Genomic DNA, 23,240 nt, shown 5'->3' on the forward strand with positions numbered 1-23,240 from the left:
CGCCGACTCCGCCGACCCCAACATGGCCTCCTACTGGATCAGCGTCGAGCACCTCGCCGACTGGATCGCCACCCGCGGCTACTCCACCAGCTGACCCACGGCCACAACACACACCGAAGGGCCGCCCCACGGGGCGGCCCTTCGGTGTGACTAAGTCAGTGCTCGCCGCCCACGCGGACCGACTCGGCGTCGGGAGCCGACGCAGCCGGTTCGACGTCGGGAGTCACCTCGGCCGACTCCATGCGGTGAGCACGTCGGCGCAGCCACCAGGTGCTGCCGAGCCCGGCGAGCACCGCGAGGACCAGCCCGGCCCAGGAGATGTCCTTGAGCCAGTGTTCGGCTGCCCGACCAACCGAGTAGAGCAGGTACGTCGTACCGAAGGCCCAGACCAATCCGCCGGCCGCGTTCGCCACCAGGAAGCGGCGGTACGGCACGTGCAGCGCGCCGGCGAGCGGCCCGGCCAGGATGCGCAGCAGTGCCACGAACCGGCCGAAGAACACCGCCCAGACGCCGTGCCGCGCGAAGCTCTGCTCGGCACGGGCGAGCTGCGCCGGGCCCAGGTGCTTGGGGAACCGCTTGCCCAACCGGGCGAGCAGCGGACGACCGCCGCGGCGGCCAATGGCGTACCCGATGGAGTCGCCGACGATGGCGCCGAACGCCGCCGCGCTGGCCACCCACTCCGGCTCCACCACCCCGGCGGCGGCGAGCAGGGAAGAGCTGACCAGGACGATCTCGCCTGGCAGCGGGACGCCCATGCTCTCCACGCCGATCACCCCGGCGACGATCAGATAGACCACGCCCGGAGGCAGCGCCGAGAGCCAGTGCTGAACGTCGATCACTCGGCACCCCTTCCAAATCGACCCCGACCCTACCGCGCCGACCGGACGACGCGGGGTGGCCGTGGACCGCGTCCAGCCGCGCGGAAAGGAAGCAGGAAGACAGCGGGGTCCCGAACCGTGGCGTCAGGTTGCGCAGATAGCAAGACGGACGTACGGTTTTGTTGAGAACGGATATCGGCGGTAAGTGTCACCTAACCTCGGCGGCACCCCGACCGGTGCGACAGACTGCTCAGGACTACTCACGGTCGCTGGTGTGAAGGAGTACGACGTGGCGAGCCTCGACACCTTCGGTGCGAAGACCCAGCTACGCGTCGGAGACGCGAGCTACGAGATTTTCAAGATCGACAAGGTGGACGGCCACGCCCGGTTGCCGTACAGCCTGAAGATCCTGCTGGAGAACCTGCTGCGGACCGAGGACGGCGCGAACATCACCGCCGACCACATCCGCCAGCTCGGCGCGTGGGACTCCACCGCCGCCCCGAGCGTGGAGATCCAGTTCACCCCGGCGCGGGTCCTGATGCAGGACTTCACCGGCGTGCCCTGCGTGGTCGACCTGGCCACCATGCGCGAGGCCGTGCGTGACCTCGGCGGCGACGCCAGCAAGGTCAACCCCCTCGCCCCGGCCGAGCTGGTCATCGACCACTCGGTGATCGCCGACCTGTTCGGCCGCGAGGACGCGTTCGCCCGCAACGTCGAGCTGGAGTACGAGCGCAACAAGGAGCGCTACCAGTTCCTGCGCTGGGGTCAGACCGCGTTCAACGAGTTCAAGGTCGTGCCGCCGGGCACCGGCATCGTGCACCAGGTCAACATCGAGTACCTGGCCCGCACCATCATGGAGCGGGGCGGCCAGGCGTACCCGGACACCGTGGTCGGCACCGACTCGCACACCACGATGGTCAACGGCCTGGGCGTGCTGGGCTGGGGCGTCGGCGGCATCGAGGCCGAGGCCGCGATGCTCGGCCAGCCGGTCAGCATGCTGATCCCCCGGGTGGTGGGCTTCAAGCTCTCCGGCGAGATGCCGGCCGGCACCACCGCCACCGACCTGGTGCTGACCATCACCGAGATGCTGCGCAAGCACGGTGTGGTCGGCAAGTTCGTCGAGTTCTACGGCCCCGGCGTGAGCGCCGTGCCGCTGGCCAACCGGGCCACCATCGGCAACATGTCCCCGGAGTACGGCTCCACCGTGGCGATCTTCCCGATCGACGCGGAGACGATCCGCTACCTGGAGCTGACCGGCCGCGACGCCGCGCAGGTCGCGCTCGTCGAGGCGTACGCCAAGGAGCAGGGCCTCTGGCACGACCCGGCGGCCGAGCCGGAGTACTCGGAGCGCCTGGAGCTGGATCTGGGCACCATCGAGCCGTCGCTCGCCGGCCCGAAGCGCCCGCAGGACCGGGTGCCGCTGGGCGCCGCGAAGACGCTGTTCCGCTCGGCGTTGACCGACTACGTGGCCGACGACTCCGTCGGTGAGCGCGACCTCAAGCCGGGTGTGCCCCGCGAGGAGCTGCCGCGCGGCGCCAACGGCCCGGCCGACGAGGCCAGCGCCGAGTCGTTCCCGGCCAGCGACCCGCCGGCCAACGAGTTCAGTGACCCGGCCGACGAGCCGCGTGACCTGGAGACCGCGGCGGTCGGCGCGGGCGGCCGGGCCAGCAACCCGATCCGGGTCACGGGTGCCGACGGCGTGGAGTACGAGCTGGACCACGGCGCCGTGGTGATCGCCGCGATCACCTCCTGCACCAACACGTCCAACCCGCAGGTGATGATCGGTGCCGCGCTGCTGGCCCGTAACGCCGTGGAGAAGGGCCTGACCCGCAAGCCGTGGGTGAAGACCACCCTGGCCCCGGGCTCCAAGGTCGTCATGGACTACTACGAGCGGGCCGGCCTCACGCCGTACCTGGACAAGCTCGGCTTCAACCTGGTCGGCTACGGCTGCACCACGTGCATCGGCAACTCGGGCCCGCTGCCCGAGGAGGTGTCCGCCGCGGTCAACGAGCACGACCTGTCGGTGGTCTCGGTGCTCTCCGGCAACCGGAACTTCGAGGGCCGGATCAACCCGGACGTCAAGATGAACTACCTGGCGTCCCCGCCGCTGGTGGTCGCCTACGCCCTGGCCGGCACGATGGACATCGACCTGGCCAACGAGCCGATCGGTGAGGACACCGAGGGCAACCCCGTCTACCTGCGCGAGATCTGGCCGAACAGCACCGAGATCCAGGACGTCATCGCCCAGGCGATCGGCGCCACCGGGTTCAGTGCCGCGTACGCCGATGTCTTCGCCGGCGACGAGCGGTGGCAGTCGCTGCCGACCCCGACCGGCGACACCTTCGCCTGGGAGAACGACTCCACCTACGTGCGTAAGCCCCCGTACTTCGAGGGCATGCAGCAGGAGCCGAGCCCGGTCGTCGACATCGCCGCTGCCCGGGTGCTGGCCAAGCTGGGTGACTCGGTGACCACCGACCACATCTCGCCGGCTGGCGCGATCAAGGCGGACTCCCCCGCCGGCTCGTACCTGGCCGAGCACGGTGTGCCGCGCCACGAGTTCAACTCGTACGGTTCCCGCCGGGGTAACCACGAGGTGATGATCCGGGGCACCTTCGCCAACATCCGGCTGCGCAACCAGCTGGTGCCCGGGGTGGAGGGCGGCTTCACCGTCAACCACCTCACCGGCGAGCAGACCTCGATCTACGACGCCTCCGTGGCCTACCAGGAGGCCGGCATCCCGCTGGTCGTGCTGGCCGGCAAGGAGTACGGCTCGGGCTCGTCGCGGGACTGGGCGGCCAAGGGCACGATGCTGCTGGGCGTCCGGGCGGTCATCGCCGAGTCGTACGAGCGGATCCACCGCTCCAACCTCATCGGGATGGGCGTGCTGCCGCTGCAGTTCCCGGTGGACGTCACCGCCGAGTCGCTCGGCCTGACCGGCACCGAGACGTTCACCATCACCGGGGTGACCGCCCTGAACGATGGTGAGACCCCGCGTACCGTGCAGGTCAGCACCGACACCGGCGTCGAGTTCGACGCCGTGGTGCGGATCGACACCCCCGGTGAGGCGGACTACTACCGGCACGGCGGCATCCTGCAGTACGTGCTGCGCCGCATGATCGCCAACTGACGTACCGACGTCCGCAGGCTCCTTCCCGCCCTCGGCGGGAGGGAGCCTGCGTCGTTCCCGGGTCATTCCTCGTGCCGGGCCCTGCCACGGGCTAACCTCTTAGCTAAGGGGGTGCCACGGTGGCCGGTGAAGCTGCGGCGCAGTTCAACATCCACGATGCGAAGACGAACCTGTCACGCATCATCGAACGGGTCGAGCACGGCGAGGAGATCGTGATCAGCCGGGCTGGTAACCCGGTCGCCAAGGTCATTCCTCTTCGTCGTACGACACGCACCGGTCGCGGGTCGCTGCGCGGTGCGCTGGATCTCACCGGTGACTGGGATTCCGACGAGGTCAACGACGAGGTCGCTCGCGACTTCGGGCTGTCCGGATGAGGCTCTTACTCGACACGCACGTGGTGCTCTGGTGGCTGACCGACGACCCGGTCCTCGCCACGGACATCAAGGACCGCATCGACACCGAACCCGATGTGTACCTAAGCCCGGTCACGCTGTGGGAGGTCGCGATCAAACAGTCGCTGGGCAAGTTGGCCGGCCCGGCCGACCTCGCCGAACGGCTCCGTGACGCCGAACTGCGGGAACTCCCGATCCACCACGATCACGCCATCGCGGCTGGTCGGCTGCCGCTGATCCACCGGGATCCTTTCGACCGGATGTTGGTCGCGCAGGCCCTGCACGAAGGGCTGACCCTGGTCACCCGGGACGACCGCATCCAGAAGTACGACGTACCGATCCTGGTGGCGTGAACCTCATCCGCTCGCTGGGCCGAGATCGAGCGCGAGGCGCTGTCGCTGCGGTCGTTTCAGCTCGCGTGGATACCTGGCCTCCTTCAGACGAAGGCGTACGCGCTGGCGACGCTTGTCGGCGAGGCGTTGACGCCGGCCGAGGCCGACGATCTCGCCGAGGCCCGGCTGAGTCGACAGGCCATTCTGCGCCGGGAGCGCCCGCCGCTGCTCGTCGCCGTCCTCGACGAGGGAGTCCTCCGGCGCACCCTCGACGGCGACCGGGCCATGATGCGGGAGCAGTGCGAGCGGCTGGCCGAGCAGGCCGCGCTGCCGAACGTGTCGCTGTTCGTGGTGCCCGCCGACGTCGGCATGTATCCGGGCCTCGGCGGGCCGTTCACCGTGGCCGAGATGCCGGACGGGGCACGGGTCGCGCATGTCGACAGCCAGGCGCAAGCGCAGCTCATCGACAAGGCGGCCGACGTTGCTACGCTCGATCGACGGTGGGAACGCATTCGCGACGGAGCCCTGTCGCGTGCACAGTCCCGCAATCTCCTCAGAGAAGCGGCAGCATCATGGACCTGACCGGCGCTCGGTGGCGCAAGAGCAGCAAGAGTGGCAACAACGGCGGTGACTGCGTCGAGGTGGCCGACAACCTCGTCGGCGTCATCGGCGTACGTGACTCCAAGGACCCGGCCGGTCCGGCGCTCGCCTTCGACCCGGCGGCCTGGGCCCGATTCCTGGCGATGGCCAAGCAGCAGGGCTGACCGTTGCACTCATACGGCCCTCGGCGATTCGCCGAGGGCCGTTGAGGTCAGAGCTTTGGTCAGTCCCCGCTGGCGGCGCGGCGGCGGGCCTCGCGGGTCTTCATGGCGTGCTCCATAAGCGTGACGAGCACCTCCTTGCTGGACTCCCGCTGCCGAGCGTCGCAGAGCAGCACGGGCACGCCCGGGTCCAGGTTCAGGGCGGCCTGCACCTCGTCGAGCCGGTACTGCCGGGCGTCCTGGAAGCAGTTCACCGCCACCACGAAGGGCGTACCCCGGCCCTCGAAGTAGTCGATCGACGGGAAGCAGTCGGCGAGCCGGCGGGTGTCGGCCAGCACCACGGCGCCGATCGCACCCAACGCCAGCTCGTCCCAGACGAACCAGAACCGGTCCTGCCCCGGCGTACCGAACAGGTAGAGCACCAGGTCGTCGCTGATGGTGATCCGGCCGAAGTCCATTGCCACGGTCGTGGTGGTCTTACCCTCCACCCCGGACAGGTCGTCGATGCCGACCCCCGTCTCGGTCAGCACCTCCTCGGTGCGCAACGGCCGGGTTTCGCTGACCGCGCCAACCATGGTCGTCTTGCCCACGCCGAAGCCGCCCGCGACGAGGATCTTGATCGCGGTGGGCAGTGGGGTCGCTCCCGCCGGCCGGTCAGAGTGCCCGTAGTCCATTGATTACCGCCTCGAAGATGCTGTTGTCGGGAAGACCGGCCGTGGTCTGCGGCTCGCGGACCTGCACCAGGCTGCGGGCCGCCAGATCGCCGAGGAGCACCCGGATGGTGCCCACCGGCAGGTCAAGATGGGCGGCGATCTCGGCGACGGACTGTATGCGTTGGCACAGCCCGACGATCGCCAAATGCTCAGGACCGAGACCGACCTCGGGCGTGACCTCGGCTCGGGTCGCCGTGACCAGGGAGATCAGGTCGAATGTGCCGGTGACCGGGCGGGCCCGGCCGCGCGTCACCGCGTATGGACGCACCACCGGACCCGCATGGTCATCCACCCACTGATGTTCTGCGGACTCTCCCTGGACCGTCATCGCCGCCGCTACCTCTCGCCGACCTGCTGCTCGGTGCCGCGCGATGGTGAAGCGACGTACTTGCCGACGCGGGTGACAAGCATCGCCATCTCGTAGGCGATCAGGCCGACGTCGGCGTCCTCGGTGGCCAGCACCGCCAGGCAGGCGTTGCGGCCGGCCGCTGTGACGAACAGGAACGACGACTGCATCTCGATGATGGTCTGCTGCACCTGCCCGCCACCGAAACGCTTGCCAGCGCCTCGGGCGAGGCTCTGGATGCCGGCCGCCATCGCCGCCAGGTGCTCGCCGTCGTCCCGGCTCAACCCCTGGGAGGAGGCCATCATCAGGCCGTCGGTGGAGAGCGCGACCGCGTGTTCGGCCTGCTTCACCCGACCTACCAGGTCATCCAGCAACCACGTCAGGTCGGCGCTCGAAGCCGTCTTCTGGGTCACTTCGTCGTCCTCTTCTCGCCCGGCTCTGCGCCGCGTTCGTCTGGGCTTGACCGTCACACCACGCGGGAACCCGCGTCCTCGGTGTTCGGTCAGGTCGCTTGTGGATCGTCGTCGGTCGGCTCGGTCGACTCCGCCGCCGGGGCGCCGGAGGCGCCACCGACCAGCCGAGCCGCGTCGGTCCGCCCACGTCGCGTGCCGGTCTGGTAGGAGCTCATCATCCGGCGGACCTGCTCCGGTGGGCGCACCACATCCTCGTCATCGGTCTCCGACACCGCCGGGTCGTCTCGCAACTCCGGAACGATGTTCGCCTGTCGGACCCGGACGGGCAGGCCGGAGTCGGTCCGCTCCGCCTCGGCGCGGGCTGGCACCGGACCACCGTCGCCGGCCACGGCCGGCTCTGCGTCCCGGCTGTCCGGTCGGGTGCGCTCGACGGCGGGCAGGCCGGTGGGCACGGTCGGGGCCTCCAGGGCTGGCTGACCTGGGCCACGTCGCGTGCGGGTGGGCAGCTCGGGTGTGCCGCTGCCCGGGGTGGTCCGCTGTCGGGTGGGGAGGACGGCATCCACCTCGACCTCCTCGTCCGTCGCGGTGCTGGTGTCGGCCGACACCACCGCCGCCGAGGTGACCGGCGCGTCCGCAGCGGTGGCCGTCGGTGCGGCGAGCGCGAGCGGTGCGAGGAAAGCCGGACGGCCGGCGTCGATTGCGGGCGCCGACGGGACCGGGATGGCCGAACCGGCCCGGAACGAGCCGGAGTCCTCCGGAGACGCCCCGACCTCGGTGACCAGCTCCAGCGGGATCAGCACGACAGCGGTGGTGCCGCCGTACGCGGACTCCTTGAGCCGTACCCGCACGCCGTGCCGTTCGGTCAGCCGGCTCACCACGTACAGCCCGAGGCGGGCGGCGTTGGCGAGGTTCAGCTCGGACTGGTCGACGATCCGGTGGTTCGCCGCGGCCAGGTCCTCCTCGCTCATGCCGAGGCCCCGGTCCTCGATCTCGATGGCGAAGCCGTTGGAGACCAGCTGACCGCGGACCTCGACCGTCGTGTGTGGCGGCGAGAACGACAGGCCGTTCTCGATCAGCTCGGCCAGCAGGTGGATGATGTCACCGACCGCACGGCCGGCCAGCGAGACCGGCCCGAGCGGCAGCACGTTGACCCGGGTGTAGTCCTCCACCTCGGCCACGGCACCGCGCACCACGTCGACCATCGGGACGTTGCGTCGCCAGGCCCGACCGGGGGTGGAGCCGGAGAGCACGATCAGGTTCTCCGCGTTACGCCGCATCCGGGTGGCCAGGTGGTCGACCCGGAACAGGTCCTCCAGCTCCTCCGCGTCGTGTTCGCGGCGCTCCATCGCGTCGAGCAGGGTGAGCTGACGGTGCACGAGTGCCTGCGTACGTCGGGCCAGGCTCAGGAAGACCTCGCGAACGTTGCGACGCAGGTCGGCCTGCTCGACGGCGGTCCGCAGGGCGGTCTCCTGAACGGCGTTGAACGCCTTGCCGACCTGGCCGATCTCGTCGGTGCCGAACTCCAGCGGGGGCGCCTCGGTGGCCACGTCGACCTCCTCGCCGCGCCCGAGCCGCTCCACCACCCGGGGCAGCCGCTCGTCGGCGAGCTGCCAGGCGGCCTCACGCAGCCGGTCCAACTGGCGGAGCAGGTTCCGCGCGGTGGTGATCGAGACGACGACGGAGGCGATGACGGCGAGCAGACCCAGACCGGTGGCGAGCACCAGTCGGACGACGACCATCACGGCCACGCCGGTAGCCCGGTCCACGATGCCCTCGCCGCCGGCGGTGACCGCGTCGTTCACCTCGGCCAGCGCTGGCTCTACCGTGCCCCGCCACTGCTCGGCGCCGAGCGGCAGCTGGGTCGACGGCCGACCCTCGCGGATGATGCTGTCCTGCACGGCGCGCAGGCGGGTGAACGTCTCCCCCTCGACGAGCTGCTGGTAACGGCGCTTGTCGGCGTCGGCGAGGCGGGCCTGGACCTCCTCGCCGAGGAACCGCTCGGCGGCGACCAGGCTGACGTAGCGGGCGTACTCCGGCCCACTCATCCGACCGTTGCCGAACAGGCCACTGAGCAGCGCGTCCTCCTGGGAGACCAGCTCCTTCATCCGGTTGAGCTGGATCAGGGCTGCCGCCTCGCCGGCGATCTGCTTGTCGTCCAGGCTGCCCGTCACGTCGTAGATCTGGAAGATCGACTCGATCGCGTCGGTGTACGCCTCGGCGGCGCCGATCCGGTCGATTTTGCGGTCCAGCACCTCGGCGCGGGTCTGCTCCAACGCGTTGATCTGGGCGATCGTCAGGTCGAGCTGGGTGTCCAGATCGGAGCTGCCGGCGATGCCGACCTGCCAGTTGCGCACCGAGGCGGCGAAGTCGGCGGCCAACTCCGCGGCCTTGCGCTGTTCGGCTTCGAGTGCCGTCCGCTGCGCGGCCTCGGGGCTGCTCAGGTACGTCTGGGTCAACCGTCGCTCCAACTGGAGCTCCTGCAACAGCGGCTCGCTCGGCGTGTAGACCTTGCTGTTGATCAGCTGGACGCCGAGCAGGTTGAAGCCATCGCGCAGGGTCACCCATGCCGCGAACATCCAGAGCGCGACCAGGGAGAGCAGCAGGGCGACAACCTTGGTGCGGATACTCGTACCGCGAGAACGCATTGAACCGTCCCAGGCCGGGCGTTGACTCAGCTCATCAACGGGTGATCAGAGGGGGCGACGTCCCACCGCAGCGGGGCATCCGGGGCTGAGGCTCTGCGTACGCTAGCAGTGTCCACACAACCCCTCAAGTTGCTGTTTTTGTTGCCTGGTCACCGCAATCCATGACCGATCGGTCGACGTCGGAGGCACGATTGCCGGCTAGACGGCAGGCGGCGAGCACGGCGGCGCGAACGATGTTTGTCGGACAGTACAGCTCCTTGCCGTACCACAGTGGAGGGTGCTCCCCGGTGGCCGACTCGTGCAGGTAGGCGTGCCCACGGGCCACCGCGTCGTCGACCCGTGGCACCGTCGTCGGCACCGCCAACAGCACCTGCAGGGCGTACGCGGTCTCCTCGACGGTGCCGCCCCACCGCCCCCACGAGCCGTCCGGGCGCTGGCTGTTCAGCACCCAACCGGCCGCCCGATCCACCGCCTCGGCGGCAGCGGCACCCCGGCCGAACTCCGCCAGTGCCAGCACGCAGCAGGCGGTGGCGTAGTACGGCGAGGCGTGCCAGCGGTCCTGCCAGGCCCCGTCCGCGCGCTGATGCCCGGGCAGCACCACGCTCTGCTTGTCAACCGTTCGGTGATAGCGCGCGTCCGCGTCCGGATGCCGGGTCAGGTGCTGACCGAAGGCGTCCAACACATGGGCGTTTGTGGTGACCGAGAAGCCGTCCTCGTCCTCCCCCGGCCAGGTGCAGAAGCCGTCGGCCGTCTCGTACGCCCACAGGCTGGCCGGGTCGGCCGGATGGCCGAGTCGGGCCAGCGCGTCGAGCGAGACCGAGGTGGTGTCGGCGTCGGTCGGCAGGCCGTCGCCGGTGGCGATGCCCTGGCCGGTGGTGGCAGCGGTCAGACTCTCCAGGACGGAGTTCGGTGGGCTGACCGTGATCCCGGCACGGCGCAGGCCGCTCAACACCCAGGCGCGCTCGAAGACGGTGATCGGGGCCGGGCAGGGCACCGGGCCACCTCCGTCGCGGATCAACGTCCGCAGGAACGCGTGCGCGGTGGGGCCGGCGGCCGGGCCGGCCGCGGTCAGCCAGGCCGCGGTCGCGGCCGGCGAGGCGCCGACCGCGGTCAGCGTGGGGCCGGCATCGGCGGGTGCCGCGTCCAGGATCTCGTAGAAGTGGGCCAGCTTCGGTGGCAGCGCCGCCCCGGCGGCAACCGCGGACCGCACCGCGCGCAGCCGGCCCGGGTTGAGACCGGCGGGCAGCGGCAACGGCGGGCGGGGCAGCCGGTCGGCGGTGGCCCGATCCAGCCCGGCGAGCCGGTCGTTGATCGTGTCGACAAGCGCCGGGACGATGAGGTCCAGCGCGGGGGTGTCCGGCAGTCTTCGTGCGTCGACGGGGAGCAGCGTGCCGACGAGCGCGCCGAGCCCCCGAGCCACCGGGGCGAGCAGGTCCGTCCCGGCCGCACCGGCGGCCAGCGCGGCCAGCAGCGCGTCGGTGGCGCTCAACGTCGGCACCAGGGCGTACCCCTCGGGTGGGCCCCACGCCCCGTCCGGGCGCTGGCTGCGCAACAGGAACGCGATCCGCCTGTGATGCCCGGCCAGCCAGGGGGCGTCGGCGACCAGCCGTCCGGTCTCGTACACCGATGCCGCGACCTGCCCCCACGGCCGCAGGGCAAGGCCGGCGACCAGCTCGCGGGCGGCGTCGGCGGCCGGGTCGCCGACGGTCGCCGCGTTGGCGAGCAGCCGGGTGGCGCCGTCACTCATCGCGGGCCCCCCAGAAGTCCGACAGCTGGTAGAAGCCGCCGGTGAAGGAGATCTGCCGGTTGAGGTAGTCCGCCTGGCGGGGGCACCGCTGGGCGAGGGCAGCCAGGTCGCCCCGGGACCGGGCGGTCAGCTCGGCCAGCCGTTCGTGCACCTGCGCCGGGTCGTCGACCAGCGCAAGGGCGTTCAGGTCACCCCACTCGGCGTCGCGCGCCTGGGTGGCGAGGTCGTTGACCAGCCGCAGCACCCGCTGCACGCCACGTCCGGCGTCGAGCAGGTCGGTCAGCTGGGCGAGGGTCTTCTCGTCGCCGGTGGCGATCCAGTGGGTGACGTTGACGAAGGAGCTGCCAGAGTTGTCGGCGTTCTCCAGGTAGCGGTCCAGGTCCGGCAGCCGTCGCCCGGTGGTCGGGTCGGTCGGCAGGTTCTTCCAGTCCCACTCCCGAGCCGCGGCGGCGAGCATCCGGGCCAACTCGTCGCGCCAGATTGGGCGCAGCCGGGCGAAAGCCGGCACGGTGGTCAGCTCGTCGCGCACGTCGGCCAGCAGCCGTGCCAGGTGTCGCCCCGGTGGCGGCGCCGCGCCGTCGGCCACCGCCAGGCAGTCGGTCACTACCTGCCGGACGTCGTCAACGGACTGGGCGAGGTAGTCGACCTGCCAGTCGGCCGCGAAGACCCAGAGCACGGTACGGGTGGTGATCCGCAGTTCGGCGGCGGTGTGCCAAGGCGCGATGAAGGCGACCACGGTGGCCACCGAGCTGAGCAGCGCCGGGTCGAACGGCGCGGCGTCGAACAGCTCCGGGTGGGCGGCGGTGACATCCTGCAGGTCGCGTACGCCCCGCACGGCGAGTGCGCACACCCGGCCCTGCTCGGCGACCGCGTCCTGACCGGCCCGTGCCGGTGGCGGGGTCTCCGTCATGATGCGACCGGACGCTCGACCGGGGTGAGGATCAGCTCGGCTCGCTGCCTGGGTTGCAGCGAGGCGCCCACCCGAGGGGTGAGGTCGGCCGGTTCGCGCAGCCGGAAGCGGTAGCGGCTCAGCACGGTGCTGACGATGAGCTGCGCCTCCAGCAGGAACAGGTACTGCCCGAGGCACTGGTGCGGGCCACCGCCGAACGGGAAGTAGGAGTAGCGGTAGCGCCGCCGCGGCAGCTCCGGCGCGAACCGCTCCGGGTCGAAGAGCGCCGGGTCGTTCCAGAACATCGACATCCGCTGGGTGACGTACGGGCTGACCAGCACGGTGCCACCGGCCTTGATCCGCACCCCACCCAGCACGTCGTCGCCGACCGCGGTACGCGGGATCATCCAGCCGGCCGGGTAGAGCCGCAGCATCTCGTCGAGCACCATCCGGCCGTAGCGCAGCTGGGGCAGGTGTTCGCGGCCGACCCGTTCGGCGCCGACCACCCGCTCGATCTCGTCGGTCATCCGCTCGGCCACGTCGGGCCGGGACGCCAGCACCGGCCAGAGCCAGGAGAGCAGGGCGATGGTGGTCTCGGTGGCGGTGGAGAACATCGCGACCACGTCGCCGCGGATCGCGTACTCGTCGGGTTCGCTGCCGTCGGCGCGCGGCCGGCAGAGGGTGGAGATGATGTCGTCACCATCGGTGGGGTGGGCCCGAGCCTCCCGGATGATCGGCAGCACCACCTCGTCGATGGTGCGCACCGCCTCGCGGAAGCGCCGGTCGCCCGGCACCGGCACCGCGTACGGCACGGCGGGCAGCAGCAGTCGGGGAAGCATCGCGGTGGTGAGGACGTTCAGCGCGGCGCTGATCCGCAAGGCGTCGGGGACCGAGATCCGGTCGGCGAAGAGCACTCGCATGGTGGTGCGCAGGACGATCCGGGTCAGCTCGGCGCCACCGTCGATCGGGCGGCCGTCGCGGGCCGGTTCGAGCCACTCGTCGACCGCCTCGTTGATCGCCTCGGCCATCTTGTCGACGAGTGTCTCGGCCCGCTTGGCGGTGAACAGCGGTTGCAGAGCGCCTCGGCTGGACTCCCAGATCTCACCCTCGGCGACCAGGATCGCGTCCCCGACGATCCGCCGCACCGGTCGCCAGAGCAACCCGTCGCCGTCGCGGGTGTAGTTGGCAACGTTGTCCCGCAGGACGCGTTGCAGGTGCTCAGGATGGCTGACCAGATAGGGGCGGAACGAGCCGAGGTTCAGCCGGATGACCTCGCCGTCGGCGGCCTGCGCGAAGTCGACGAGGGCGCCGAGCGGATCGCGGACCAGTGCGGGCAGTGCGCGTCGCAGTGGGATCGTCCGGGGTTCGGTGCTGACAGTGGCGGGGCCCGCCTCGGACACCTGCGACATCGAACCACGTCTCCTCGTCGTCCCGGCGACCGCAGCGCTCCACTTCGGTCGGACAGGTTTGATGAAACTTTCACCTTCTGGGCCGACGGGAAGCATCTCACCAAACGCGAGGCACCTCTAGACTTGCGGACGGTGCAATTTCTATCCACGCCCAGGCACACTCATCGATATCCCAGGTCGGTGCGGCCGGTGACCTGGGACGCACCGGTACCCCCGAATCCGGGCGACGCCCGGCACCCTGTGCCAGGCTCTGTGGCATGGACGACAAGACCATCCTGAACCGGATCTCCGAGCTGGTCGACGAGGAGCACAAGCTGCGTGCCGACGCCCAGGCCCATGAGTCGGGCACCGAGGGCGAGACCAGCGAGCGACTGCGCGCCCTGGAGGAGTCCCTCGACCAGTGCTGGGACCTGCTGCGCCGCCGACGGGCCGCCCGGGACACCCACGGCGACCCGGACGCACAGGGCGAACGCCCCAAGCCCGAGGTGGAGCGCTACCTGCAGTAGCCGGTGTGGGCGGGTCGGGCGGTGTGGCCGCCCGACCCGCTCCGGTCAGCGGATGCCCGCCTCGCGCAGCAGTTCCCCCGTCAACGTGGCGGGGTCGACCTGCTCGGTGGGCAGACCACGGGCCGCGAACCAGGTGCCGACCACCCGCACGTCGCGGGCCAGAAACTCCGGTCCCTGCGGGTTGGCTACGACGTCGACCACCTGCGGCAGGTCGATCACGACCAGCCGACCCTGGTGCACCAGCAGGTTGTACGGCGACAGGTCGCCGTGTGCGTAGCCGGCCCGAGCCAGCACCCGCAGCGCCTCCACCATCTGCGCCCACAGGTCACGCAGCTCGACCGGGTCGGGTCGCAACTGGGCCAGCCGGGGCGCCGCCTCCCCCGACTCGGCGTCGCCGACGAACTCCAGCATCAGCTCGGTGCCCCGCAACTGCACCGGGTACGGCACGGCGATCCGGTCGTGCCCAGCGCCGATCTCCCAGAGCCGGGAGAGGGCGGCGAACTCGGCTGCGGCCCACTGCCCGGCGATCATCTGCCGGCCGAATGCCGTCCGGCTGGCCATTGCCCGGTTCTCCCGGGACCGGCGCACCCGACGGCCCTCCAGATAGCCGGCGTCCCGGTGGAAGAGCCGGTGCTCGGGGTCGCGATAGCGCTTCGCCGCGAGCAGGCAGGACCGGTCGGTGTCAGGCACCGCCCGACGGACCAGGTGGACGTCCGCCTCCTTGCCGGTCTTCAGCACACCAAGCTCGGTGTCCTTGGCGGCCAACTCGGTGACCAGCCAGGCCGGGTACGGCTGCGGCCCGTGCACCGCGTCGTCCCAGGACGACCAGCGCTCGCCGGTGTCCGGGTCGGGCTCGCTGTCCAGGTCTGCGGGCGGCTCGGTCTGCCGCCCGCGCTTCAGAAACTGCGGTTCGTCGTCGTCGAAGCGGCTCTTGCCGCGGCTCCGGCGCTCCAGCGCCGGAAGGTCATGATCGCGCACTGTGGTGAAGGTCCCTTGGTCGAGGCTGAGATAGGCGGCTGGAAGCGACCTGCGAAGACGGCCATGACCGACCCCCTCTCCTCGACCGGGCGCACGCCCGGGATGCACGATGCGCGGACAATGTTCGTGGCACTGCGACTGACGGTCAACCGAATTACCGCAGCAAGATCTGATGAACCCTCAGCGGGCGAGGACGGTGGCGACCGCGGCGATCAGCCCGTCCACCGTGCGGCTCGGCGCGAACCGGACGTCCGACCAGGTGCGCCCCCGGTGCAGCCAGACGCTGGGCAGCCCGACGGCGGCGGCCCCACCGATGTCCGCCTCCGGGCTGTCGCCGATCACCCACGCCCCGCGCAGCGGCATCCGGACCCGCTGGGCGGCGAGCGCGAAGATTCGCGGGTTGGGCTTGCTGACGCCGGCCTCCTCGGAGATGACCCAGTCCGCGACGTACTGGTCCAGCCCGGTCCGGCGAATCTTGGCGTCCTCGAGGCGTACCGTGCCGTTGCAGACCACCACCGGCACCCAGCCGGCGTCGTCGGCGATCCGCAGCGCGCAGGCGGTCAGCGGGTCGAGCCGGGTCTGCTCCACCACCCCGTCGTGCAGCTCCTCCACCAGGTCGATCGAGGGTATGCGCAGCTCATAGCGGTCCCGGATGGCGTCGGCGAGATCCCAGCGATCGGTCAGCCCGTCGGCGTCGATGGAGACCAGCCAGTCGATGTCGGTGTGGGGGGCGCCGATGCTGTCCAGGAAGCGCTCACCCCACCGGCGGAACGGCCCGGCCCGGTCCAGCAGGGTGTTGTCCAGGTCCAGCAGGAGCAGTGGCACTCGGGCACCCTACGGGACCGAAGTGTCCGCCAACAGATCCGGCAGGTATCGACCTGACGACGAGCTCAGCAAGGCATCGACGCCCGAGGCCCGCCCTGGTCCGGCAGTAGATCGGCGAGCATCGAGTGGGCCGCCCTGGTGGCCGCGAGCGCGGCGGGGTCCAGCGTCGCCACGAGCACCGCCGTACCGTCGTCGGCGCCGCGAACCAGCACCCGCCCCTCGGGGTCGTAGATGGCCGCGCCGCCGTTGAACCGCCACGGGTCGACGCCGCCGACCGCGTTGGCAAAGACCACGAACATCGTGTTGTCCAGGGCACGCGCGGCGTAGTAGAGATCCCGGCGGTGCTCGGAGCCGGCCAGATATCCGCTGGGGCACAGGTAACCGTGCGCGCCGTCCAGGGCTGCGGCCCGGCCGTGCTCGGGGAAACAGCCGTCGTAGCAGATGCCCAGCCCGAGTCGCCAGTCGTCGACGACGAGCGTGGCACCCCGATCGCCGGGGGTGAACAGCTCGCGTTCGCCGCTCCACAGTTGCTGCTTGTCGTACCCGACCCGGACCGCGCCGGCCCGGTCGACCACCAGCGCGGCGATGGTCCGCCGGCCGTCGGAGTGCCGGACTGCCGCGCCGACCAGCGCGGTGACGCCGGCCTCGCGCGCCGCGGCGCGCAGCGGGTCGAGCCGGGGATCCGCGACCGCACCGGCGAGGTCGGCCGTGACGTCCGTGCCGGCCGGGTCGGCGGCGAGGGTCGGCGGGTGGTACGCGCAGAGGAACAGCTCCGGCAGGACGGCCACCTGGGCGCCCAGCTCAGCAGCCTGGCGGACCAGGTCGGCGGCGACGACCGCGTTGCCGGCGACGTCGCCCGGCGTGGGGGTGGCCTGAACGGTGGCCACGGTCAGCGGGGAGTTGGGCAGGGGGCGGGGCTGGGTCACCGGGCGATGGTAGTCGGCGACATAGCAAGCCGTACGTACGGTTTGCATGGCCCGAGGTGACCTGCAACGATCGACGTGTGCCCAGAGTAAGTCAGGACCAGCTCGACGCGCGCCGGCAGGAGATCCTCGCCGCAGCCCGGGCGTGTTTCGCCCGGCTCGGCTACGAGGGGGCGACCGTACGTCGCCTTGAAGAGGCCACCGGCCTGTCCCGTGGCGCGATCTTCCACCACTTCCGCGACAAGGACTCGCTCTTCCTGGCCGTCGCCGAGGACGACGCAGCGGCCATGGTCGAGACGGTGGCGCGCAACGGTCTGGTGCAGGTGATGCGCGACCTGCTCGCCCGCGCCGTCTCCCCGGACACCACCGGCTGGCTGGGCAGCCAACTGGAGGTCTCCCGGCGGCTGCGCACCGACCCGGCGTTCGCCCAACGCTGGGCGGAGCGGTCCGCCGCGATCGCTGAGGCGACCCGGGACCGGCTGGCCCGCCAGCGCGACGCCGGGGTGCTGCGCGAGGACGTGCCGATCGACGTGCTGGCCCAGTTCCTGGAGTTGGCCTACGACGGCCTGGTGCTGCACCTGGCCATGGGCCGACCGGCCGGTGACCTGGGCCCGGTGCTCGACCTCGTCGAGGAGGCGGTCCGCCGCCACTGACCGCGCCGACACCGGTACGCCGACCCTGGCGGGGCTGCTCCACAATGGGGCCGCCGTTCCCCTTCGGTGACAGGAGCAGTCGATGATCGTCCACGCCGCGTCGGGCGACACCTGGGGCATCCCCGGTCCGACCTTCATCCGGTACTACATCCTGACCGCCGTCGTGGTGGTGGCGATCGCGGTGTACCAACGGTTCCGTCCTACGGCCGGACCCACGGCTGCCACGGCCGACCCGCTCGGCCCGCAGCAGGTCGCGTACCTCAACGGTGGACCTGAGCTCGCCGTGCACGCCGCGCTCGGCGGGCTGCGCGGCAGCGGCGCGATCGGCGTACGACCGGACCGCCGGTTGACCACCGTCGGTGCCGCGCCGACCGGCCTCACCCCGCTGGACCAGGCCATCCACTGGGCCGCCCACCAGCACTCGCGAGTCAAGGATCTGCCACAGGACGAGCGGGTACGCACCGCGCTGGACCAACTCCGCAACGGTCTGGAGCAGCGCGGGCTGCTGGCGAACGACACGCAGCGGGCCCGCGTCCGCTTCTGGGCGACGATCATGATCGCCCTGCTGGGAATCGGTGTGCTCCGGTTGGTCTCCGGCCTGTTCAGCGGTCACCCGGTCGGTTACCTGCTGCTGACCCTCGTCCCGCTCCTGATCGCCGTACTGGTGCTGCGCCGGGTGCCCCTGCGCACCCGGGCCGGCCGGGCCGCGCTGCGCGGCATCCGCCAGGAGTACACCCACCTCGCGCCGGCCTCCGCGCCGGCCTACGCCACCTACGGAGCGACCGGCGCGGCGATGGGCGTGGCCCTGTTCGGCACCGCCTCGCTCTGGGCGCTCGACCCGGGCTTCGCCGAGCAGGCCGAGATTCAGCGCCAGGCCGCGTCCAGCAGCGGCTGGACGGGCGGCTCCGACGGCTCGTACAGCGACGGAGGTAGCTCCGGTGGAGACGGCGGCAGCTCCTGCGGCGGTGGTGGGGGCTGCGGCGGCGGCGGAGGGTGCGGCGGATGACCGGCCCGTCCGGGGTCGGCATCGGCTGGCGTCCGGAGATCGCCGGCTTCGTGGCCGAGCTGCCCGGCCTGCGCTTCGTCGAGGTGGTGGCCGAGGGGGTGCCGTCGTCCGGGCCGCTCCCGCACGGGCTGGCACAGCTGCGGGAACGCGCGGTGACTGTCGTACCGCATGGGGTGCGGCTCTCCCTCGGCGGCGCCGAGCCGGTCGACCCGGCCCGGGTCGCCCACCTGGCCTCGGTGGCGCAACGCCTGGACGCCCCGCTGGTCAGCGAGCACATCGCGTTCGTCCGGGCCGGCGGCCTGGAGGCCGGTCACCTGCTGCCGCTGCCGCGCAGCCGGGAAGCGGTCGACGCGGTCTGCGCCAACGTGGCCCGGGCACAGGCCGAGTTGCCGGTGCCGATCGCGCTGGAACCGATCGCCGCGCTTGTCGACTGGCCCGACGACGAACTCGACGAGGCGGACTTCCTCACCGAGATCCTCGACCGGACCGGGGCACTGCTGCTGCTGGACGTGGCCAACGTGCACGCCAACGCCCGCAACCGGGGTGCCGACCCGCTCGCGCTGCTGGACCGTCTGCCGCTGGAGCGGGTCGCGTACGCCCACGTGGCCGGCGGCGCGGAGCACGGCGGCTACTACCACGACACCCACACCGACCCGGTGCCGGCGGCGGTGCTGGAGCTGGTCGGCGCGCTCTGTGCCCGGCAGCGCCCACCGGCGCTGCTGCTGGAACGAGACGGCCACTACCCACCGGCAGCCGAACTCCGCGCCGAGCTGGACGCCCTGGCCGCCGCCGCGGGCTACCCGGCCGTCACATGACGGGCGCACCCGACGGCGAGACCCCGCCCCGGGCCGGGCTTGCCGAGCGACAGGCCGCGCTGGTCGCCGCGCTGGTCGCCGGGGGTGAACCGCCGGCGGGGTTCGCGCCGGGACCGCTGGCCGCCACCCGGGCGGCCCTGCTGCGCAAGCGGGCCGGCGAGGTGGCCCGGCACTGGCCGCTGCTCGCCGCCAGCCTCGGTGCCGGGTGGTCGACGACCTTCGCCAACTGGGCCGCCCGGCGACCCACCGTCGGGTCACTACGCGATGGTTGGGACCTGGCCCGTGCAATGCACGACCAGCACACGCTCCCCCCGGCTGCCGCCGAGGAGTTGGCCGTCCGGGAGGCACGCCTGCGCTACGACGGGCTCCGGGCGCCGCGTCCGCGCCGGGTGCCGGCGGTGGGCCGCGCCGGCGGCGCCGTCGCGGTGCAGATCGCCGGCCGGGTACGCCTGCTGCGCCCCGCCCCACGGCCATCGACAGCACCCAGCTTTCATGGCGAGGGTGCGCCGGATACGGCAGGATCGGCCTCATGGATCTCGGACTGACCGACCGCGTGTACGTCCTCACCGGCGCCTCCCGCGGCCTGGGTTACGCGACCGCGCAGTGCCTCGTCGCCGATGGGGCGAGGGTGGTGCTCTCGGCCCGGGATCCGGATGCGGTGGCTGCCGCCGCCAAGCAGCTGGGTGGCCCGGAGCACGCCGTCGGGCTGACCGGCGACCTGAGCGACCCGGAGACCCCGACACAACTCGTCGCCGCCGCCCAGGAGCACTTCGGCCGGCTCGACGGCGCCCTGATCTCGGTCGGCGGGCCACCGCCGGGCAACGCCGCGGCGGTCACCGACGAGCAGTGGCGGATCTCCTTCGAGACCGTCTTCCTGGGCACCGTCCGCGCGGTCCGCACGGTCGCCAACGCACTGCCCGAGGGTGGTGCGATCGGGCTGGTGCTCTCCACCTCGGCCCGCGGCCCGGTGCCCGGCCTCGGCATCTCCAACGCTCTCCGGCCCGGCCTGGTCGGCGCCGCCAAGGACGTCGCCGACGACTACGGCCCGCGCGGGGTCAGAGTGGTCGGCCTGCTGCCCGGCCGGATCATGACCGACCGCAACCGGGAACTCCTCTCCGCAGCCGGCGACCCGGAGCAGGCCCGCACCGAGGCGGAGGCCGGCATCCCACTGCGCCGCATCGGCGACCCCGCCGAGTTCGGCCGGGTGGCCGCGTTCGTGCTCTCCCCCGCCGCGAGCTACCTCACCGGGATCACCCTGCCGGTCGACGGCGGCGCGCTGCGCGGGCTGTGACGCCCGCCAGTGCCCGAGCTGTGCGCGCGGTGACCCCCGGGACGGCACGGCCGACCCGCGCGGACTTGGCGGCTGCCGCGGACCGGACCATCCCCGACGTCCTCGCACCACGGCTGGCGGTGCTCTTCGTCGGTATCAACCCCGGCCTGTGGTCGGCCGCGACCGGGTGGCACTTCGCCCGGCCCGGCAACCGGTTCTGGCCGGCGTTGCACACAGGCGGGTTCACCCCCCGACTGCTGCACCCCAGCGAACAGGACGAGCTGCCAGCTCTCGGGCTCGGCATCTCCAACATGGCTGCCCGGGCCAGCGCCCGCGCTGACGAGCTGAGCGCCGAGGAACTTCTCGCCGGCGCGGCGATCCTGACCGACAAGGTGGACCGGTACCGGCCGCGCTGGGTGGCCGTGGTGGGGGTGACCGCGTACCGGATCGGTTTTCAGCGGCCGAAAGCCACCTTCGGGCCGCAGCCGGAGTCGCTGGCCGGGGCCCGGCTGTGGGTGCTGCCGAATCCGAGTGGCCTGAACGCACACTTCACGCCGGTCACGCTGGGCGCCGCGTTCGCGGAACTACGGGTGGCCACCGGTTTGCCGGACCGCCGCCCCACCTGATGCCTAGGCCCCTCGACCAGCTCAATTCGCGGCGGCGGGCGGCATCGCCTCGTCGGCGACGTACGTGCCCAGCGGCATGACCACCGGCTCGGGGCCGGTCGCATCCACGAAGGGCCGGGGCGAGTCGGCGACCGCGAACTGGGTCCGGTACAGCTCGGCGTAGAGCCCGCCGACCGCGACCAACTCGTCGTGCCGCCCCCGCTCGACGATCCGCCCGCCGTCCAGGACCAGGATCTGGTCGGCGTCGCGCACGGTGGAGAGCCGGTGCGCGATCACCAGGGCGGTACGCCCGGCCAGCGCCACCGACAGCGCCCGCTGCACCGCCGCCTCACTCTCCGAATCCAGGTGTGCGGTCGCCTCGTCGAGGATCACGATCGACGGGGCCTTGAGCAGCAGTCGCGCGATCGCGATGCGCTGCTTCTCGCCGCCGGAGAAGCGGTAGCCGCGCTCCCCCACTGTGGTGTCCAGACCATCGGGCAGCGCCCGCACCAGGTCGGCCACCTGCGCGCCGGCCAGTGCGGCCCAGATCTCGTCGTCGGTGGCGTCCGGCTTGGCGTAGCGGAGGTTCTCGGCAATCGTCTCGTGGAACAGGTGCGAATCCTGGGTGACCACACCGATCTCGTCACGCAGGGAAGCGAGCGTGGCGTCGCGCACGTCCACCCCGCCGACGAACACCTGCCCGTCGCTGACGTCGTAGACCCGGGAGATGAGCATCGACAGCGTCGACTTGCCCGCCCCGGACGGGCCGACAAGCGCGACCATCTGCCCCGGCTCGACGCTGAACGAGACCCCCTTGAGCACCGGCTCGTTGACGGTCCGGTCGAGCGTGGCGACCTCCTCCAGGGAGGCGAGGGAGATCTCGGCGGCGCTCGGGTAGCGGAATCGCACGTCCCGGAAGTCCACCCGGCCGGCGCCCCGGGGCACCGGCACCGCGTCGGGCTTCTCCACGATGCCCGGCTGCAGGTCGAGCACCTCGAAGACCCGGTCGAAGGAGACCAGCGCGCTCATCACGTCCACCCGGACGTTGGAGAGCGCGGTGAGCGGCCCGTACAGGCGGGTGAGCAGCAGCGCGAGCGTCACCACGGTGCCGGCGCTGACGCCGCCGGTCACCGCGAGCCAGCCACCGAGACCGTAGGTCAGCGCCTGCGCCAGGGAGGCGACCAGCAGCATCGCCACGAAGAACGTGCGGGAGTACATCGCGGACTGGATGCCGATGTCGCGGACCCGCTCGGCCCGGCCGGCGAACCGGCGAGCCTCGATCTCGGGCTGGCCGAAGAGCTTCACCAGCAGCGCACCGGCCACCCCGAACCGCTCGGTCATTGTCGCGTTCATCTTGGCGTCGAGGTTGTACGCCTCGCGGGTGATGTCCGCCAGCCGTCGACCCACCCGACGGGCCGGAATGATGAAGATCGGCAACAGCACCAGCGAGAGCGCGGTGATCTGCCAGGAGAGGGTGAACATCACCGCCGCGGTGAGCACCAACTGAATGACGTTGCTGACCACACCGGAGAGCGTGGAGGTGAACGCCCGCTGGGCGCCGAGCACGTCGTTGTTGAGCCTGCTGACCAGGGCGCCGGTCTGGGTACGGGTGAAGAACTGCAACGGCATCCGCTGCACGTGGTCGTAGACCCGGGTGCGCAGGTTGAAGATGATGCCCTCGCCGATGCGGGCCGAATACCACCGCTGGGCCAGCGAGAGCAGCGCGTCGGCGACCGCCAGCGCGGCGATGAACAGAGCCAGCCGCACCACCAGCCGGCCGGCCTCGGTGCCGCCCCGGTTGATCGCGTTGATCACATCGCCCGCGAGCACCGGGGTGGCCACGCCGATGATCGCGGCGAGCACCACGGTGATCAGGAAGACGATGATGTCGCGCCGGTAGGGCTGGGCGAAGGCGACGATGCGGCGGGCCACCCCACGCTGGAGCCGGTGGGCGGAGACCTCGTCGCGGTTGCGCATCGACCGGAGCATGCTCCACCCGGCCATGCCACCGCCGGACATCGGGTTGGACATCGCTCACCTCCGGGTTGTCGGGCAGACCGCGCCGTC

23 protein-coding genes and 2 pseudogenes are annotated in these 23,240 nt (G+C 71.6%); 13 read left to right on the forward strand and 12 right to left on the reverse strand.

Annotated features, from left to right (window positions below; translation table 11 throughout):
- A pseudogene (locus IF46_RS34605) lies at positions 1-94 on the forward strand (phytochelatin synthase); the annotation flags it as partial.
- Between the two features lie 61 nt (positions 95-155).
- On the opposite strand, the gene IF46_RS0128755 reads toward IF46_RS34605, so the two are convergent.
- Complete coding sequence (locus IF46_RS0128755) at positions 156-839, reverse strand: DedA family protein (RefSeq protein WP_051724243.1); 684 nt, start codon at positions 837-839, stop codon at positions 156-158.
- A 253-nt stretch (positions 840-1,092) separates the two neighbouring features.
- Between IF46_RS0128755 and IF46_RS0128760 the strand changes: the two genes are divergently transcribed.
- From IF46_RS0128760 to IF46_RS0128780, 5 genes and pseudogenes are all read left to right on the forward strand, one after another.
- Positions 1,093-3,945 carry an aconitate hydratase gene (locus IF46_RS0128760; protein ID WP_030491530.1) on the forward strand — a complete coding sequence of 951 codons (2,853 nt, stop codon included), beginning with the start codon at positions 1,093-1,095 and terminating at the stop codon, positions 3,943-3,945.
- A 119-nt stretch (positions 3,946-4,064) separates the two neighbouring features.
- Entirely contained in the window at positions 4,065-4,319 is a 255-nt protein-coding gene (locus IF46_RS0128765) for a type II toxin-antitoxin system Phd/YefM family antitoxin (RefSeq protein WP_030491531.1), read from the forward strand.
- The gene (locus IF46_RS0128770; RefSeq protein WP_030491532.1) at positions 4,316-4,690 is read left to right on the forward strand and encodes a type II toxin-antitoxin system VapC family toxin; all 375 of its coding nucleotides are present in this window, start codon (positions 4,316-4,318) and stop codon (positions 4,688-4,690) included. The genes IF46_RS0128765 and IF46_RS0128770 overlap by 4 nt, the downstream gene beginning before the upstream one ends.
- 15 nt (positions 4,691-4,705) lie before the next feature.
- A pseudogene (locus IF46_RS0128775) lies at positions 4,706-5,251 on the forward strand (DUF5753 domain-containing protein); the annotation flags it as partial.
- Entirely contained in the window at positions 5,242-5,433 is a 192-nt protein-coding gene (locus IF46_RS0128780) for a DUF397 domain-containing protein (protein ID WP_030491534.1), read from the forward strand. The pseudogene IF46_RS0128775 and the gene IF46_RS0128780, both read left to right, overlap by 10 nt.
- A 59-nt stretch (positions 5,434-5,492) precedes the next feature.
- On the opposite strand, the gene IF46_RS0128785 is transcribed toward IF46_RS0128780, so the two are convergent.
- The 7 genes from IF46_RS0128785 to IF46_RS0128815 all read right to left on the reverse strand — a co-directional run bounded on the left by IF46_RS0128785 (position 5,493) and on the right by IF46_RS0128815 (position 13,538).
- Positions 5,493-6,104: a GTP-binding protein gene (locus tag IF46_RS0128785; RefSeq protein ID WP_030491535.1), complete on the reverse strand. Its 612-nt coding sequence runs from the start codon at positions 6,102-6,104 to the stop codon at positions 5,493-5,495.
- Positions 6,085-6,471: a DUF742 domain-containing protein gene (locus IF46_RS0128790; protein WP_030491536.1), complete on the reverse strand. Its 387-nt coding sequence runs from the start codon at positions 6,469-6,471 to the stop codon at positions 6,085-6,087. Before IF46_RS0128790 ends, IF46_RS0128785 begins: the two co-directional genes overlap by 20 nt.
- 8 nt (positions 6,472-6,479) lie before the next feature.
- On the reverse strand, positions 6,480-6,902 hold the full coding sequence (locus IF46_RS0128795; protein ID WP_030491537.1) for a roadblock/LC7 domain-containing protein: 423 nt from the start codon (positions 6,900-6,902) through the stop codon (positions 6,480-6,482).
- Positions 6,903-6,991: 89 nt separating this feature from the next.
- Complete coding sequence (locus IF46_RS0128800; protein ID WP_030491538.1) at positions 6,992-9,547, reverse strand: nitrate- and nitrite sensing domain-containing protein; 2,556 nt, start codon at positions 9,545-9,547, stop codon at positions 6,992-6,994.
- Between the two features lie 124 nt (positions 9,548-9,671).
- A complete protein-coding gene (locus IF46_RS0128805; protein ID WP_051724245.1) occupies positions 9,672-11,294 on the reverse strand; it encodes a prenyltransferase/squalene oxidase repeat-containing protein in 1,623 nt (540 codons plus the stop codon).
- Positions 11,287-12,204: a terpene synthase family protein gene (locus tag IF46_RS0128810; RefSeq protein WP_030491540.1), complete on the reverse strand. Its 918-nt coding sequence runs from the start codon at positions 12,202-12,204 to the stop codon at positions 11,287-11,289. Before IF46_RS0128810 ends, IF46_RS0128805 begins: the two co-directional genes overlap by 8 nt.
- Complete coding sequence (locus IF46_RS0128815; RefSeq protein WP_030491541.1) at positions 12,201-13,538, reverse strand: cytochrome P450; 1,338 nt, start codon at positions 13,536-13,538, stop codon at positions 12,201-12,203. The genes IF46_RS0128810 and IF46_RS0128815 overlap by 4 nt, the downstream gene beginning before the upstream one ends.
- A gap of 311 nt (positions 13,539-13,849) precedes the next feature.
- On the opposite strand from IF46_RS0128815, the gene IF46_RS0128820 reads away from it, so the two are divergent.
- On the forward strand, positions 13,850-14,098 hold the full coding sequence (locus tag IF46_RS0128820) for a DUF2630 family protein (RefSeq protein ID WP_030491542.1): 249 nt from the start codon (positions 13,850-13,852) through the stop codon (positions 14,096-14,098).
- A gap of 45 nt (positions 14,099-14,143) precedes the next feature.
- Here the strand turns inward: IF46_RS0128820 and IF46_RS0128825 are convergent, their stop codons facing one another.
- The 3 genes from IF46_RS0128825 to IF46_RS0128835 all read right to left on the reverse strand — a co-directional run bounded on the left by IF46_RS0128825 (position 14,144) and on the right by IF46_RS0128835 (position 16,827).
- On the reverse strand, positions 14,144-15,076 hold the full coding sequence (locus tag IF46_RS0128825) for a serine protein kinase RIO (RefSeq protein ID WP_030491543.1): 933 nt from the start codon (positions 15,074-15,076) through the stop codon (positions 14,144-14,146).
- Between the two features lie 180 nt (positions 15,077-15,256).
- Positions 15,257-15,901 carry an HAD family hydrolase gene (locus IF46_RS0128830; protein ID WP_030491544.1) on the reverse strand — a complete coding sequence of 215 codons (645 nt, stop codon included), beginning with the start codon at positions 15,899-15,901 and terminating at the stop codon, positions 15,257-15,259.
- A 65-nt stretch (positions 15,902-15,966) separates the two neighbouring features.
- The gene (locus tag IF46_RS0128835; RefSeq protein WP_030491545.1) at positions 15,967-16,827 is read right to left on the reverse strand and encodes a carbon-nitrogen hydrolase family protein; all 861 of its coding nucleotides are present in this window, start codon (positions 16,825-16,827) and stop codon (positions 15,967-15,969) included.
- A 77-nt stretch (positions 16,828-16,904) separates the two neighbouring features.
- On the opposite strand from IF46_RS0128835, the gene IF46_RS0128840 reads away from it, so the two are divergent.
- The 6 genes from IF46_RS0128840 to mug all read left to right on the forward strand — a co-directional run bounded on the left by IF46_RS0128840 (position 16,905) and on the right by mug (position 21,194).
- Positions 16,905-17,477 carry a TetR/AcrR family transcriptional regulator gene (locus tag IF46_RS0128840; RefSeq protein WP_030491546.1) on the forward strand — a complete coding sequence of 191 codons (573 nt, stop codon included), beginning with the start codon at positions 16,905-16,907 and terminating at the stop codon, positions 17,475-17,477.
- Between the two features lie 82 nt (positions 17,478-17,559).
- Entirely contained in the window at positions 17,560-18,483 is a 924-nt protein-coding gene (locus IF46_RS0128845) for a TIGR04222 domain-containing membrane protein (RefSeq protein WP_030491547.1), read from the forward strand.
- Positions 18,480-19,298, forward strand: coding sequence for a DUF692 domain-containing protein (locus IF46_RS0128850; protein ID WP_030491548.1), 819 nt, complete (start codon positions 18,480-18,482; stop codon positions 19,296-19,298). The genes IF46_RS0128845 and IF46_RS0128850 overlap by 4 nt, the downstream gene beginning before the upstream one ends.
- Entirely contained in the window at positions 19,295-19,843 is a 549-nt protein-coding gene (locus IF46_RS0128855; RefSeq protein ID WP_232234208.1) for a hypothetical protein, read from the forward strand. The genes IF46_RS0128850 and IF46_RS0128855 overlap by 4 nt, the downstream gene beginning before the upstream one ends.
- Complete coding sequence (locus tag IF46_RS0128860) at positions 19,828-20,589, forward strand: SDR family oxidoreductase (RefSeq protein WP_030491550.1); 762 nt, start codon at positions 19,828-19,830, stop codon at positions 20,587-20,589. The genes IF46_RS0128855 and IF46_RS0128860 overlap by 16 nt, the downstream gene beginning before the upstream one ends.
- A 20-nt stretch (positions 20,590-20,609) precedes the next feature.
- Positions 20,610-21,194, forward strand: coding sequence for a G/U mismatch-specific DNA glycosylase (mug, locus tag IF46_RS0128865; RefSeq protein WP_420063601.1), 585 nt, complete (start codon positions 20,610-20,612; stop codon positions 21,192-21,194).
- Between the two features lie 21 nt (positions 21,195-21,215).
- Here the strand turns inward: mug and IF46_RS0128870 are convergent, their stop codons facing one another.
- Positions 21,216-23,192 carry an ABC transporter ATP-binding protein gene (locus IF46_RS0128870; protein WP_030491552.1) on the reverse strand — a complete coding sequence of 659 codons (1,977 nt, stop codon included), beginning with the start codon at positions 23,190-23,192 and terminating at the stop codon, positions 21,216-21,218.
- Positions 23,193-23,240: the final 48 nt, after the last annotated feature.

This window comes from Micromonospora chokoriensis (assembly GCF_000718555.1).
Lineage (GTDB): Bacteria > Actinomycetota > Actinomycetes > Mycobacteriales > Micromonosporaceae > Micromonospora > Micromonospora chokoriensis_B.